We start from the raw sequence: 14,327 nt of genomic DNA on the forward strand, positions 1-14,327 counted from the left end.
CCCCGCTCAGGCGAGCGTCTCCGGCGGCACGGGCACGCCGGCCAGCTTGTCGGGATTGCGCAGCGTGTAGATGCGGCGAACCAGCCCGTCCTCGACCAGCAGCGTCTGTACCGACTCTAGCTGGCCATCGATGCAGCGCAGCAGGCCCGGCAGCCCGTTGATGCGCGCCAGATGCAAGGTCTGGGTCTGGCCATTGCGCCGCATGCGCCGCGTGGTGGCGAAGTACAGCAGGGCCAGACGCCGGCCGGTCTCCAGCACGCGGCCGAACGAGGGGACCTTTCCGCCACCGTCGCTGATGAGTTCGGCATCGGGCGCGAACAGCGCCTGGATCTGCGCGAAATCCCCGCCCTGCACGGCCTGCGCGAAGCGCTTGAGCAAAGCCGCATGGGCCTCGGGCGGCGCGGCAAAGCGCGGGCGGCCGGCCTGCACGTGGCTGCGCGCGCGGTGCACCAGCTGCCGGCAGGCGGCCTCGCTGCGGCCCAGGGCCTGTGCCACCTCGGCATAGTCGGCGTCGAAGACCTCGCGCAGCAGGAAGGCGGCGCGCTCGTCGGGCGTGAGCTGCTCCAGGACGAACATCAGGGCGGTGGATACGTCGTGTGCACGCTCCAGCAGATCCTGCGACGAGGGCGCAGCCTCCTCGGACCAGGGCTGGACCAGCGGCTCGGGCAGCCAGAAGCCCTGGTAGTGCTCGCGTTCGGCGCGCAGGCGGCGCAGCCGGTCGATGGCCAGCCGCGTGGTCACCGAGACCAGCCAGGCCTCGGGCTGCTCTATGCCGGCACGCTCGGCGCCATGCCAGCGCAACCAGGCCTCCTGGACCAGATCTTCCGCGTCGGCGCGCTGACCCAGCATGCGGTAGGCCAGGCCGAACAGGCGTGCGCGGTGGCGCTCGAACAGCGCCAGGGAATCGGGATCGTGGGTGGCGGAGGAGGTCTGCATGCCATCAGGACGCGGGAGCATGGCGTTTTGTGACAGCCGGCGCGCCGATGCGGCTCAATGCGCGCGCGGCGCCTGCGACACGCTGGGGTCGGTGTGGATCAGTTCCAGCGGATAGCGGCGGCCCGCCAGATAGTCCTCGATGCTCTGCATGACCAGCGGACTGCGGTGTCGGTCCGCGCAGGCCTTGAGCTCGTCGAGCGTCATCCACACAGTGCGGATGATGCCTTCGTCCAGGGCCTGGCCGGCCCGGAAGTCGCCCAGCTCGCCGGTGAATGCAAAGCGCAGATAGGTGATGTCCGAGCCGGTGCGCGTGCGCAGAAAGCGGTTCAGGTAGACGCCGACCAGGGCCGTGGGCACGAAATCATGCGCCGTCTCCTCGTCGACTTCGCGCACGCAGGCGTCGACGGGCGACTCGGCCGGGTCGAGATGGCCTGCGGGGGTGTTGTAGCGCACACCATCGGCCGTGTCTTCTTCCACCAGCAGGAAGCGGCCATCGCGCTCAATGATGGCCGCCACGGTGACATTGGGTTTCCAGCGATCGGGCATGGCGCGCATTATGACCAGAGGCAAAGACCCGCCCGCGGCCATAACCCCCATCAGCGCACCCCACCCCCCGGCTGCATGCGCGCCGCCAGTGGCGACGCGGGCCTGAGCACCAGCCACAGCGCCAGCGCGATCAGCCCTCCGCCGGCCGCGTGGGCCAGCGTGGCGGATTCGCCCAGCAGCAGCCAACCCCAGGCAACGCCAAACAGGGGAATCAGAAAGGTGACGGTCAGCGCCTTCAGCGGCCCCACATCGGCAATCAGCCGGAAATACAGCACATACGCCAGCGCCGTGCACAGCAGGCCCAGCACCAACATGGCCCCCCAGGCCTGCAGGGGCGCCGCCGCCCACTGCGCGGGCGCCTGCGGCTCGCGCCACAGCTGCCACAGCATGAAGGGCAGCAGCACCAGCACCGCGCCGCACTGGCTGCCCAGCGCCACGATGCGGCTGTCCAGGCCCCCACGGTCCGTGATCCACCGGCGCGTGAGAAACCCCGCTGCGCCGTAACAGGCCGTGGCCACCAGGCAGGCGGCGATGCCCAGCAGCACCTCGGCCGTCAACGCCACCGGCCCGGCCTGGGCGAGCACGGCCACGCCGGCCAGGCCCACGAACACCCCCGTCAGGCGCGCCGCCGTGATGCGTTCGCCAAAGGCCAGCGCACCCAGGATCACGCCCATGAGCGGGGTGGTCGCATTGAGGATGGCGCTGTAGCCGGCCGGCAGGCTGCGCGCTGCCAGTGCATACATGAGAAAGGGCACGCCGGAGTTCACCACGCCCAGGGCCATGGCGGCGGCCAGCCGCCCCTGAAAGCGTGGCCGCAGGCGCAGCGCGGCCAGCAGCAGGAGCAGGCCCAGCGCGCCCAGCAGCACCCGGACAAAGGCCGTGGGCAAGGCGCCCAGCGCGGGGACGGCCACGCGCAGCAGCACGAAACTGCCGCCCCACAGGGCGGCGAGGGCGAGAAGGCGCAACAGGCTGGGCAGTGGCATGGGGTGTACGGATTGAGGGCGTCAGCCCGGATTGTCCGGGCGCCCGATGGGCCGTACCAACGATTTTTTCTGCACGGCCATGCAGCCGCGCTGCACCCCGGCAGAACTACAGCGGCCGCACCATGTACAGCGCGCCTTCGCCATAGCTGTCCAGGTTCTGCTGCTGCAAGGGGTTGTCCAGCCGCTGGACGGCATAGCCATGGCGCTCCCAGTAGCCGCGCGAGCCCTGCACCGATACCAGGGCCGTGTGACGCAGTCCCTCGGCGCGCGCCTGGGTCCACAGCGGTGCCAGCAGCGCGCCGGCCATGCCCTGGCCCGCTGCCTCGGGATGCACGGCCATGTCGTGCAGGTACAGCGTATCGGCCTGCGGCACGGCCTCGAAATCGCCATGCAGCGGCGTGACCTTGGCCATCCGGCTGCGGTAGGCCGCCAGGTAGGCGCGCACCCGGCCGCCCTGCTCCAGCACCAGCGAGCAATGGGCGGCGCTGGCCAGGCGGCGCGCGAAGACCTCTGCGCTTTCGGCATAGTCCGCGCCATAGCAGGCCAGCTGCACCTGCATCAGGCCGGCAAGGTCGGCTGCCATCAGAGGACGGACCTGGAAAGCGGGGGATGGCACGAAAGACTCGGACATGGAGCGATGCATGGAAGGCAAGGACAGCAGGCCGGCCAGAATACGCGAAGCGGCATGCCCCCGTCCTGCCGGCCGGAATCAGTCCTTCCAGCGTTCGCGGATGTCCTCGAGCTGCGGGCGCAGTCCGATGAACAGCGGCACCAGGCGGGGGTCGAAGTGCGCGCCGGCCTGCTGCTCGATGTGCTCCATGGCGTCGTCCACGCTCCAGGCGTGCTTGTAGGGGCGCTCGGTGGTGAGCGCGTCGAACACGTCGGCCACGGCCACGATGCGCGAGGCCAGCGGTATGTCCTCGCCCGCCAGGCCTTTCGGATAGCCCGTGCCGTCCCATTTCTCGTGGTGGGTCAGCGCGATGCTGTAGGCCATCTGCAGCACCTGGGAGTCGTGCTCGCCGATGATCTCGGCACCGATCTGCGGGTGGCGGCGCATGACGCTCCATTCCTCGGGCGTCAGCGGGCCGTTCTTGAGCAGGATGGCATCGGGGATGCCGATCTTGCCCACATCGTGCATGGGCGCGGCGTTGAGCAGGTCGTCCGCCCATTCGTCGGTGCAGCCGGCCGCCAGCGCCAGCGTCTTGGCGTAATGGCTCATGCGGATCACATGCATGCCGGTCTCGTTGTCACGGTATTCGGCCGCGCGGCCCAGGCGCTGCACGATCTGCAGCCGCGTGCTGCGCAGCTCGTCGAGCTTGACCAGCGACAGATGGTTGCGCACCCGCGCGCGGACCACCGGTGCGCGCACGGGCTTGACGATGTAGTCCACGGCGCCGGAGGCAAAGCCCAGGGCCTCGTCCTGGCCGTCCGACAGTGCCGTGATGAAGATCACGGGGATGCGGGCCGTGTCCGCCTGTGCCTTGAGCTGGCGGCATACGGCATAGCCGTCCAGCTCGGGCATCATGATGTCCAGCAGGATCAGGTCCGGCTGGTGCTGTGCCAGCTGCAGCGCGCGGCGCCCATCCGTGGCGAAGGAAAGCCGGTAGTCCTCGCCGAGGATCTGCCGCAGCACGTGCAGATTCGTCGGGTCATCGTCGACCAGCAGCAGGCGCGGGCGCTTGTCCGTTGCCAGTAGATTGGGCGCATTCATGCTCTGTCTCCATCGTTCGAGGGCAGTTGCTCCTGCAGCTGCTGGGCGCATTGCTGCGCGCGCTCGAAGTCGAAATTATCCAGTGCCTGCTGCAGCGGATGCAGTTGTTCGGCCGCCAGCATGCGCACCAGTGCCTGCATGGCCTGGCCATCGAGCTCGCCGCTTTGCAGCGCGGCGACCACGCGCTCCAGCCAGGGCCTGGCCTCCTCGGGCAATGCCCGCTGGTCCGCCCCCGCACCGCCCGCCTGCGCCGTCTCGCAGGATCGGACTGGCGACGCGCCCGAGGCCTCATCAGGCGGCAGGGAGGCCGGATGGCGCTGGCGCAGCTCCGTTGCCACCGCATCGAGTGCCAGCTGCAGCTGCGCGATGCCGGCTGCCAGTTGCTGGGGCACGGCGCCTTCCTGCGCCTGGCTCTCCAGTTGCGAGGCCAACCGGTACACGGCCTGCAGTCCCAGGTTGCCGGCCGCGCCGCGTACGCGGTGGGCCAGCCCCGCCAGGGCCTGCGGCCCCGAGCGCTCCATGGCACGGTGCAGACGCGAGGCCAGGTCCAGCTGCTCGTTCAGAAAACGGCGTATGGCCGCCACCAGCGGATCGACGCGGCCCCACAGGGCGATGCCCGAGGCCCAGTCCACCGTGACATCGGGCAGCCCCGCCTGGGCGGTGGCAGGCGCCGGCGGCCTGGCCTCCTTGAGTGCGACCTGCAGGGACAGCAGGCGCGCGATCTCGGCCTGCAGGCGCGCCATGTCCAGCGGCTTGGAGGCGAAGCCGTCCATGCCGGCGGCACTGGCGTCGCTGCGGTCCTTCTCCAGCACGCTGGCCGACAGCGCCACGATGGGCACGGGCCGGCGCTGCAGCTGGCGCTCCCAGACGCGGATGGCGCGCGCGGCCGCCAGGCCGTCCATGCCCGGCATCTGCAGGTCCATCAGCACCACGTCGAAGGGCGGCTCCTGCGCCTGCACGCAGCGCAGCGCCTCGGCGCCGTCATGGGCCAGCACCATCTGGTGGTTCTGGCTGGAGAAGTTGATCTGCAGCAGCTCCAGGTTCTCGGGCACGTCGTCCACGGCCAGGATGTGCAGTGGTGGCAGGCTGCGCGAGGGCGCGCCGCGTTCAGGCAGCAGCGATTCGCCCACCGGCAGGGGCAGGCGCACCTCGAACACCGTGCCCACGCCCACGGTGCTGTGCAGCTGGATGCTGCCACCCATGAGCTCGGCGAGCTGGCGCGAAATGGTCGTGCCCAGCCCCGTGCCGCCAAAGCGCCGGGTCGTGGAGGCATCGGCCTGCGCGAACGGATCGAAGATGCGGTGGATCTTCTCGGGCGCGATGCCTATGCCCGTGTCATGCACATCCAGCAGGAGCACGCCCTGCTCGTAGCGCACGCGCAGCAGCACATGGCCGCGCTCGGTGAACTTGACCGCATTGCCCAGCAGGTTCACGAGGATCTGCTGCACGCGCATGCCATCGCCGCGCAGTGCCTGTGGCGTGTGCGGATCGTAGTCCAGCCGCAGGTCCAGGCCCTTGCGGTCGGCCGTGATGCGCAGCGAGGCCAGGATCTGCTGGCACAGCTCGCGCACCGAGAAGTCCTCGATCTCCAGCTCCACCGCCCCCTTGTCGAGCTTGGCCGTGTCCAGGATGTCGTTGAGCAGGCGCAGCATGGAGCGCGCCGCGTAATGCACGGTGTCCAGGTAGCGCGCCTGCGTGGGCTGCAGGGCTGTCTCGCGCAGCGCTTCGGTGAAGCCGATGATGGCGTTCATGGGCGTGCGGATCTCGTGGCTCATGTTGGCCAGGAAGGTGCTGCGCGCGGCCGCTGCGGCCTCGGCATGCTCCTTGGCCAGTACCAGTTCCTGGGCCAGCTTGCGCTGGGCGCTGATGTCGGTGAGCAGCTTGACGATCTTGTAGGGCCGCCCATTGGCATCGAGGATGGGGTTGTAGGTGGCCTGCACCCAGATGCGCCGCCCCTCGTGCCCGCAGCGCGGGTACTCGCCGGCCTGGAACTCGCCCTGTGCCAGCCTTTGCCAGAACTGCAGATGCTCCTGCGTATGGGCATAGCCAGGCTCGCAGAACATGCCATGGTGGCGGCCCGCGATCTCCTCGAGCCGGTAGCCGAACAGGTCCAGGAAGTTGCGGTTGGCGCGCAGGACATGGCCCTGCAGGTCGTACTCGATGGTGGCCAGCGACAGATCGATGGCGCGCACCGTGCCTTCGAACTCGGCATTGCGGGCCCGCGCCGCCGTCTGGTCCATGATCACGCCGTCGATCCAGGCCAGTTCCTCCTGGTCGTTGAAGACGCCGCGCCCGGTCTCGGTCACCCAGCGGATGCCGCCGTCACGGTGCAACAGGCGGTACTCGGCGTTGTAGGTCTGGCGCCGGGCCAGCGCGCCTGCGACGGCGGCCTCCAGGCGCTCGCGGTCCTCGGCATGGATGAGCCGGTCCCAGCCGGTCAGGCCGTCGAAGAAATCCTGCTCCGTCCAGCCCGTCAGTTCCTCGATGGAACGGCTGAGCAGCAGGGGAGTCCAGCGGCCGTCGTACAGGCAGCGGAACGTGGTGCCCGGCACGTTGTTGATGAGCGTGCGGTACTGCTCCTCGCTGCGGCGCAGCGACTGCATCATCTGGCGGCGTTCGCGGATGTCGGTCACGAAGCCCACGAACAGCGGATCGCCCGCGATGGCCACCCGGCCCACGGCCAGTCGCACGGCGATCTGCGAGCCGTCCCGGTGCAGCGCGTGCACATCGCGACTGGAGCCGATCAGCCCCGCGAATCCCGTGGCCAGGTGCTTTTGCAGGGACCCGCCCTGGCCGTCACAGCCCGATGCGGGCATGAGCATGGCCACGCTGCGGCCCATGACCTCCTGCGCGGTCCAGCCCAGCAGCCGCTCGGCCGCCCCGTTGAAGGAGACGATGCCGCCGCGCCCGTCGATCATCACGATGCCGTCCACGGCCGTCTCCACCACGGCGCGCAGGCGCGACTCGCTGCGCTGGACCTGGCGGTAGATCTGGCGGTAGCGCAGCGTCATGTTGACCGCGAACACCAGGCCGAAGATCAGCACCACCACGCCCACGATGGAAAACACCAGCAGGCCGTGCGTGGGCGAGTCCTGCCGCGCCAGCGCCTCGATCTCCGGCTTCAGGCGCAGCGCGTACAGGCCCGCATAGTGCATGCAGGAGATGGCCAGCCCCATGACGATGCCCGCGACCAGGGTGGGCCACAGGCGCCCGGTGTTGCCCAGGCGAAAGCGCACCCACAGCGACAGCATGGCCATGCCGGCGGCCACGGCCACCGACAGCAGCACGCCCCAGGGGTCGTAGAGCATCCAGGTCCAGGTCTCGGCAGCGGCCATGCCGATGTAGTGCATGGAGCCAATGCCCAGCCCCATGAGCACGCCGCCGCCCACCAGCGCCCGGGTGGACAGCCCGGGCCGCACCATCAGCGTCAGTGCCAGCCAGGACGCCAGCATGCTGGGCAGCATGGACACCGCCGTGATCCAGGGGTCATAGTCGCCGAAGGTGCAGGGCAGGAAGGCCAGCATGCCGATGAAGTGCATGGCCCAGATGCCCGCGCCCAGGCAGAAGGCACCGGTCAGCACGCCGACGCGCCGCAGCCGCGGCGAGGCGGCATTGCGCGCCAGCCCCGCGATCTGCATGGCCACCATCGACGTGGCCACCGCCACGGCCACGGACAACGTCACCAACCCCGGATGAAGCCACTGGAACCACTGGGGATGGGGAGCCCATCCCAGCACGAACAGCTGGTCCCAGCTCATGGCACGCCCCCAATGCAGGCCCGGGCCATGGCGGCCATCGGCGAGCCATCGATAGTCTTGATGTCGTTGATGGTCATTTTCGATTGGATCAATCTATTTTCCAGCCCTAGCATGAAGCCTCATCCCGAGGAGATTGCCCATGAGCCGCATCCGCCAGACCCTGCACCACCATCGCAACACGCTGATGAAGACCGCCAGCTACTACGTGATCCATGTCACCGTGGCGGCGGCCGTGGCCTATGCCGTGACCGGCAACCTCTGGGCTGCGCTGACGCTCAGCCTGCTGGAGCCCACCGTCCAGGCCGTGGCCTTCTTCTTCCACGAAAAGCTGTGGGAACGCGGCCTGCGCCGGCGCGCGGCAGCGGCGGCCGCCGCCTGAGCCGCCGGGGAGAACAGACATGGACCAGCCCCTGCCGCTCGACGCGGATGGATACTTCGGGACATGGCTGGCCGAGACGCTGGCCAGGATGGTGGACGCGGGCCCGGCCTGATGGCGGAGCCGGCCGCAAAGGGCAGCGCCAGGACAGGCCCGCGCGCAGCGGCACAAGAGGTGGACATGGCGGCGCATGGTGGCAAGAATCCGGAAAATGCGAAATCAGTGGTGTCAAAGCGCTGCTCGTGCGGCCCATGGCCGGCACAGAGTCCATGCCTGCATTTCGGCGACGGCGCAGCAGACTGAAGCCCCGGCCCCGGCCACAATGACAAACATTGTCAAGCGCACACGCCTGAATATCTGTGTGCAACCTGTTTGCAACAATGTGGATAACGCCTTGTCAACTCTGTTGACATCCACTTCGCAAACCTGTGAAAAAACAGTTCACGTACTGTGTACCTTCAACAGCGCATCGATGAACACCCGGGCCGCGCGCCCCGGCGCAACGGCATTGCGCCAGACGGCGAAGAAATCGCACGGATAGAAGAACCTGTGCGGAGCCACGGCCTGCAGCAGGCCCTGGTCCTGCATGGCCTGTGCATAGTGGTCGGGCAGGAAGCCCAGGTAACGCCCCGAACGCACCAGCATGGCGATGGCCTCCTGGTCGAACCCCGTGGCCTGCCGCTGCAAGCCTGCCTGGTGGCTCAGCGCCATGTTGGGTGACTGGTAGCCCAGGCCCGCAAAGGCATGCGCGCCCAGTCCCTCCCAATCCAGCGCGCCATGGTCGGCCCCGTGCAGCACATGGCCAGGTGCGCAGTACAGCTGCATGCGCTCTCCGAACAGCCGCGCGCTGTCCAGCGCATCCGAGCTGGGTGCCGACGGCAGGATGCCCACCTGCCAGCGCCCCTCCATCAGCCCGCGCTCAATGGCCTGGATCGAGGCCACATGCAGGCGCAGGTGCAGCTGCGGCGCCTGGTCGTGCAGTGCAGCGATCGCTTCAGGAATGCGCGATTGCGGATTGCCGACGGTCTTGTCGAACAGCGCCACGTCCAGCGTGCCGGCCAGCCGGCCGTGGATGTCGTCCACCTGGCCCAGGAAGCCTTCCACGCCGCCGAGCAGTTGCAGCGTCGCCTCATAGATGCGATGGCCTTCGGGCGTGAGCGCGAAGCCGGCACGGCCGCGCCGGCACAGCGTCAGGCCCAGGCGCTCCTCCAGGTCCTTCATGTGGCGGCTCAGCGTGGAGCTGCCGATGTTCAGCTCCAGCTCGGCCGCCGCCATGCCACCGCACTCGACCACGGCCTTGAACACGCGCAGCAGGCGCAGGTCCATGTCGCTGAGCTGGCCCAAGGCGGCGCGGGGGCGCCGGGCATGCGGAGGCGCCTGCCGCCCCGGGTCCGCAGAAAAATCGGTCATCGCCATCCCTCTCCAGCATGGCGCCGCCCCGTGCGCCGCCGCAGCCGACTATAGAGCGTGCAGGACAGGGGCGCAGCCGCCAGAATGCTGGTTTCCCTTTCTCCTGCAACCCACACGGCCATGCTTGCCCTCAACGATCTGCTGGTATTCGCCGGCGCCTCCCTGCTGCTGGTGCTCACGCCCGGCCCCAACATGCTCTACCTGATCTCGCGTTCACTGTGCCAGGGCCGCCAGGCAGGCGTGGTCTCGCTGGCCGGCGTGGTGCTGGGCTTTTTCGTGCACATGCTGTGCGCCAGCCTGGGGCTGACTGCGCTGTTCATGGCCGTGCCCCTGGCCTTCGACCTGCTCAAGTGGGCCGGCGCGCTGTACCTGCTGTACATGGCCTGGCAGGCCGTGCGCCCCCAGGGCCGTTCGCCCTTCGAGGCCACGGCATTGCCGCCGGAGTCGCCGCGCAGGCTGTTCACCATGGGCCTGGTCACCAGCATCCTCAACCCCAAGGTCGCCATCTTCTACCTGTCGATCTTTCCGCAGTTCGTCTCGCCCGAGCATGGCTCCGTGCTCACGCAAAGCCTGGTGCTGGGCATGGTCCAGATCACCACCAGCTTCAGCGTCAACCTGCTGATCACGCTGTTCGCGGCCCGCATCGCCGCCTGGTTCGCCCACAACCCGCACTGGCTGCGCGTGCAGAAATGGGTGATGGCCACGGTGCTGGCGGGCCTTGCGCTGCGCCTGGCCGCCGAGCAGCGCCGGGCGGTCTGACCGCAGCCCGGTTACTTGCAGATTTGCGCAAGTGAACCTCGATAACGCGCACTTCGAGAAATCAAGGGGCGCGATCACAATGGGCCGGTCCACTTCCACCCCCAGGCCCGAGGAGATCGCCATGACCCTGGTACCCACCGAACAAAGCAGCCCCGCCTCCACACGCACCGATGCCGCCTGGCTCGATGCCCACTGGATGCCGTTCACCGGCAACCGCGAATTCAAGGCCAGGCCGCGCATGATCACGGGCGCCCAGGGCGCCTACTACACCGATGGCGAAGGCCGCAAGATCTTCGACGGCCTGTCGGGCCTGTGGTGCACGGGCCTGGGCCACGGCCGCCGCGAGATCTCCGACGCCATCGCACGCGCCGCCCAGCAGCTGGACTATGCGCCGGCCTTCCAGTTCGGCCACCCCGCCTCGTTCGCCCTGGCCAACAAGATCAAGGAGCTGACGCCCGCCGGCCTGGACCATGTGTTCTTCACGGGCTCGGGCTCGGAAGCGGCCGACACGGCGCTGAAGATGGCCCGCGCCTACTGGCGCGCCAAGGGCCAGGGCGGCAAGACCCGGCTGATCGGCCGCGAAAAGGGCTACCACGGCGTGAACTTCGGCGGCATCTCGGTGGGCGGCATGGTGGGCAACCGCAAGACCTTCGGCCAGGGCGTGGAGGCCGACCACCTGCCCCACACCCAGCCACCGCTGGGCTCCTTTCACAAGGGCCTGCCGGCCACCGACGGCCGCGCGCTGGCCGACCGGCTGCTGGACCTGATCGCCCTGCATGACGCCAGCAACATCGCCGCAGTCATCGTCGAGCCCTTCTCGGGCTCGGCCGGCGTGGTGATCCCCCCGGCCGGCTACCTGCAGCGCCTGCGCGAGATCTGCACGCAGAACAATATCCTGCTGATCTTCGACGAGGTCATCACGGGCTTCGGCCGCTGCGGCGCCATGACGGCGGCCGAGGCCTTCGGCGTCACGCCCGACATCATGAACATCGCCAAGCAGGTGACCAATGGCGCCCAGCCGCTGGGCGCCGTGGTGGCCAGCAAGGAGATCTACGGCACCTTCATGGCCGCTGGCGGCCCCGAGTACATGCTGGAGTTCCCGCACGGCTACACCTACTCGGCCCACCCCATCGCCTGCGCGGCGGGCGTGGCCGCGCTGGAGCTGCTGCAGCGCGAGGACGGCCCGGGCCGCGTGCGCGCGCTGGCCCCCTTCTTCGAGCAGGCCGTGCACAGCCTCAAGGGGGCCAAGCACGTGGCCGACATCCGCAACTTCGGACTGGCCGCGGGCTTCACCATCGAGGCCCTGCCCGGCGAGCCGGCGCGCCGTCCCTACGAGATCGCCATGAAGTGCTGGGACAAGGGCTTTTACGTGCGCTACGGCGGCGACACCATCCAGATCGCGCCGCCCTTCATCAGCGAGAAGGCCGAGATCGAGCGCCTGGTCAGCGCCCTGGGCGACGCCCTGGCCGAGACGAACTGAGCACCAGGCTTCCATGAAAAAGCCCCTGCGGCCTCGCGGCCCAGGGGCTTTTCGCATGGCAAGGGCGCCAGGATCAGTCCAGCGTGATGCCCGCGTTCTTGATCACCTCGCGCCACTTGTCCACTTCCACGCGCAGGAACTGGGCCGAGGCATCGGGCTTGAGGCCCGAGGGCAGCACGCCCATGGCGTCGAGCTTTTCCTTGACCTCAGGGGCGGGCAGGGCCTTGGCGATCTCGGCGTAGAGCCTGTCCACGATGGGCTTGGGCGTGCCGGCGGGCACGGCCGCGAGGAACCAGGCGTCGGCCGTGAAGTCCTTGAGGCCGGCCTCGGACATGGTGGGCACGTCGGGCATGGATGGCAGGCGCTCGTTGTGGGCCACGGCCAGGGCGCGCACCTTGCCGGCCTTGAGCTGGGCGGCGATGGTCACGGCCGTGAGAAAGCCGAAGTCGGTCTCGCCGGCGGCCAGCGACACCACCGAAGGCGCGCTGCCCTTGTAGGGCACATGGCCGACCCTGACCTTGGCCTGCATGGCGTACAGCTCGGCACCCAGGTGGTTGGGGCCGCCCGTGCCCGACGAGGGGTAGTTGAGCTTGCCGGGCTGGGCCTGGGCCGCCGCCGTCAGCTCCTTGAGCGAGTGGAACGGGCTTTGCGCGCCCACGGTCAGCACCAGCGGGCTGCGCGCCACCAGGCTGATGGGCGCGAAGTCGCGCAGCGGGTCATAGGGCAGCTTGGTATACAGGCCCTTGGCCATGGCCATGCAGCCCACGTCGCCCAGCACCACGGTGTAGCCATCGGGCGGGGCCTTGGCCACGAGGTCGCAGCCGATGGTGCCGTTGGCGCCGGGCTTGTTGTCCACCACCACGGTGGCATGCATGCTCTCGCCGAGCTTTTGCGCCAGCAGGCGGCCCAGGATGTCGGTGGAGCCACCGGGCGCGAAGGGCACGACCAGGCGGATGGTCCTGGAGGGGTAGCTGCCCGCGCCCTGGGCCTGGACGGCGGGTGCCGCCAGCGTGGCGGCCAGCGCGGCGCCCACGGCAAGGGTGCGCCACAGGGCGGCGCGGCGGCCGAAAGCGGTGGAGGCAGAGGAAGTGGCTTGTCTCATGGTGGTTTCTCGTCAATGCGTGAATGCGGGCGCGCGGCATGCGGCATGCGGCATGCGGCATGCGGCATGCGGCATGCGGCGCGCGGCAGCATACCAGCAGCGCCGGGCCCCGAAAGCCTGGCGCTGACCGGCGCGGGACAGCTCAGGACGCCGCGCGCTTGCGCGGGGTGGCGGGGCGTTTGGCGGCGGCCTTCGCCGGCGCCTTCGCGGCCGCTTTCTTCACCGGCGCTGCGGCGGCCGCCTTGGCCGGCAGCTTCACCGCCTGCGCGGCACGGCGCGGACGCGGGCTGCGCAGGCTGTCGGCATCAAGGATGAGCCGCCCCTGGATGCGGCCCTTCATGCGCTTGACGCTGCTGGCCGCGTCGCGCATGTGCTGCTGCATCAGCGCGCGCACCTTGTCCACATCCCGCTCGCGCGCGGCCTGCACGATGTCGCGGTGGAACCGGGCATTGGCCTCGCCGAAGCGCCGGTGCTCGGCCTGCGGCGTGCGGTTGGCGAAGACGATGAGCTGGCGGATCATCTCGTTGATCAGCTCGCAGGTGAAGCGCAGGAAGGGATTGGGGTTGGCGGCCGCCAGGATGTCGTGGAAGTTGACGTCCTCGCGGCGCTGGCTGACCAGGTCCTCGCTGCTTTGCGTGGGGTCGCAGCAGGCGATGCTGTGCTCCAGCGCGTCGAAGTCGGCATCGCTCAGGTGGGGCACGGCGCCCGCGGCCAGCTCGGGCTCCAGCATCTGGCGCACCGTGTAGATGTCGTCGATGGTCACCTCCTGGAAGAACAGGTAGTTCTGCATGAACTGCAGCGTGCGGTCCAGCGGCACCTCGACCACGGTGCCTCCGCCCGAAGGGCCCGTGGAGATGGTGATCAGGCCCTGCACCTCCAGCGATTTGAGGGCCTCGCGGATCGTGCCCTTGCTGACCTGGAACTGCGCCTGCAACTCGCTTTCGCGCGGCAGGCGATCGCCGGGGCTGAGGTTCTTCTCGGTGATGAGCCGCTTGATTTCCTGGGCCACGAGATCCGGGCGCTTGAGCTGCCGGATCGCCAGGGATGACGTCTTCTGTGTAGCCATTGTGGATTGTTCTCCGGGAGGCGCCGGATCGTGTTCGCGCCCTTGCTGCATGCGGGTTTGGTGCAGTATGCACCGCCGTGGCGCGTCACCGTGCGCGCCTAGGGTTAGCACGCGCCCTATTCGTGCTATTTATCACTATAAATATGAATTGAGGAGCCTGCACGCACCCCCTTCCTTTGGCATGCAACTTGCTCTGAAAG

General features: G+C 69.0%; 12 protein-coding genes. 3 read left to right on the top strand and 9 right to left on the bottom strand.

Features of this window, described 5'->3' with window-relative positions; all coding sequences use genetic code 11:
- Positions 1-6: 6 nt before the first annotated feature.
- The 6 genes from sigJ to L1Z78_RS27730 form a co-directional block, all read right to left on the bottom strand.
- Positions 7-936 carry an RNA polymerase sigma factor SigJ gene (gene sigJ / locus L1Z78_RS27705; RefSeq protein ID WP_234639502.1) on the bottom strand — a complete coding sequence of 310 codons (930 nt, stop codon included), beginning with the start codon at positions 934-936 and terminating at the stop codon, positions 7-9.
- A 54-nt stretch (positions 937-990) separates the two neighbouring features.
- Positions 991-1,491, bottom strand: a complete 501-nt coding sequence (locus L1Z78_RS27710) for an NUDIX hydrolase (protein ID WP_234642284.1) — start codon at positions 1,489-1,491, stop codon at positions 991-993.
- Positions 1,492-1,532: 41 nt separating this feature from the next.
- The gene (locus L1Z78_RS27715; RefSeq protein ID WP_234639503.1) at positions 1,533-2,465 is read right to left on the bottom strand and encodes a DMT family transporter; all 933 of its coding nucleotides are present in this window, start codon (positions 2,463-2,465) and stop codon (positions 1,533-1,535) included.
- A gap of 106 nt (positions 2,466-2,571) precedes the next feature.
- Positions 2,572-3,096: a GNAT family N-acetyltransferase gene (locus L1Z78_RS27720; RefSeq protein WP_234639504.1), complete on the bottom strand. Its 525-nt coding sequence runs from the start codon at positions 3,094-3,096 to the stop codon at positions 2,572-2,574.
- Positions 3,097-3,174: 78 nt separating this feature from the next.
- Positions 3,175-4,176 (bottom strand): HD-GYP domain-containing protein, encoded by a 1,002-nt coding sequence (locus L1Z78_RS27725; RefSeq protein ID WP_234639505.1) that lies wholly within the window; start codon positions 4,174-4,176, stop codon positions 3,175-3,177.
- The gene (locus L1Z78_RS27730; RefSeq protein ID WP_234639506.1) at positions 4,173-7,934 is read right to left on the bottom strand and encodes a PAS domain S-box protein; all 3,762 of its coding nucleotides are present in this window, start codon (positions 7,932-7,934) and stop codon (positions 4,173-4,175) included. Before L1Z78_RS27730 ends, L1Z78_RS27725 begins: the two co-directional genes overlap by 4 nt.
- Positions 7,935-8,073: 139 nt before the next feature.
- On the opposite strand from L1Z78_RS27730, the gene L1Z78_RS27735 reads away from it, so the two are divergent.
- On the top strand, positions 8,074-8,313 hold the full coding sequence (locus tag L1Z78_RS27735; protein ID WP_234639507.1) for a DUF2061 domain-containing protein: 240 nt from the start codon (positions 8,074-8,076) through the stop codon (positions 8,311-8,313).
- Between the two features lie 438 nt (positions 8,314-8,751).
- On the opposite strand, the gene L1Z78_RS27740 is transcribed toward L1Z78_RS27735, so the two are convergent.
- The gene (locus L1Z78_RS27740; protein WP_234639508.1) at positions 8,752-9,720 is read right to left on the bottom strand and encodes a LysR family transcriptional regulator; all 969 of its coding nucleotides are present in this window, start codon (positions 9,718-9,720) and stop codon (positions 8,752-8,754) included.
- A 120-nt stretch (positions 9,721-9,840) separates the two neighbouring features.
- Between L1Z78_RS27740 and L1Z78_RS27745 the strand changes: the two genes are divergently transcribed.
- Together L1Z78_RS27745 and L1Z78_RS27750 are read left to right on the top strand one after the other, a co-directional pair.
- Positions 9,841-10,479 carry a LysE family translocator gene (locus L1Z78_RS27745; RefSeq protein ID WP_234639509.1) on the top strand — a complete coding sequence of 213 codons (639 nt, stop codon included), beginning with the start codon at positions 9,841-9,843 and terminating at the stop codon, positions 10,477-10,479.
- A gap of 121 nt (positions 10,480-10,600) precedes the next feature.
- A complete protein-coding gene (locus L1Z78_RS27750; protein WP_234639510.1) occupies positions 10,601-11,959 on the top strand; it encodes an aspartate aminotransferase family protein in 1,359 nt (452 codons plus the stop codon).
- A gap of 73 nt (positions 11,960-12,032) precedes the next feature.
- On the opposite strand, the gene L1Z78_RS27755 is transcribed toward L1Z78_RS27750, so the two are convergent.
- Positions 12,033-13,061: a Bug family tripartite tricarboxylate transporter substrate binding protein gene (locus L1Z78_RS27755; RefSeq protein ID WP_234639511.1), complete on the bottom strand. Its 1,029-nt coding sequence runs from the start codon at positions 13,059-13,061 to the stop codon at positions 12,033-12,035.
- 142 nt (positions 13,062-13,203) lie between these two features.
- Complete coding sequence (locus L1Z78_RS27760) at positions 13,204-14,127, bottom strand: FadR/GntR family transcriptional regulator (protein ID WP_234639512.1); 924 nt, start codon at positions 14,125-14,127, stop codon at positions 13,204-13,206.
- Between the last annotated feature and the right edge of the window lie 200 nt (positions 14,128-14,327).

Origin of the sequence: Delftia tsuruhatensis (genome assembly GCF_903815225.1) — a bacterium.
Lineage (GTDB): Bacteria > Pseudomonadota > Gammaproteobacteria > Burkholderiales > Burkholderiaceae_C > Comamonas > Comamonas tsuruhatensis_A.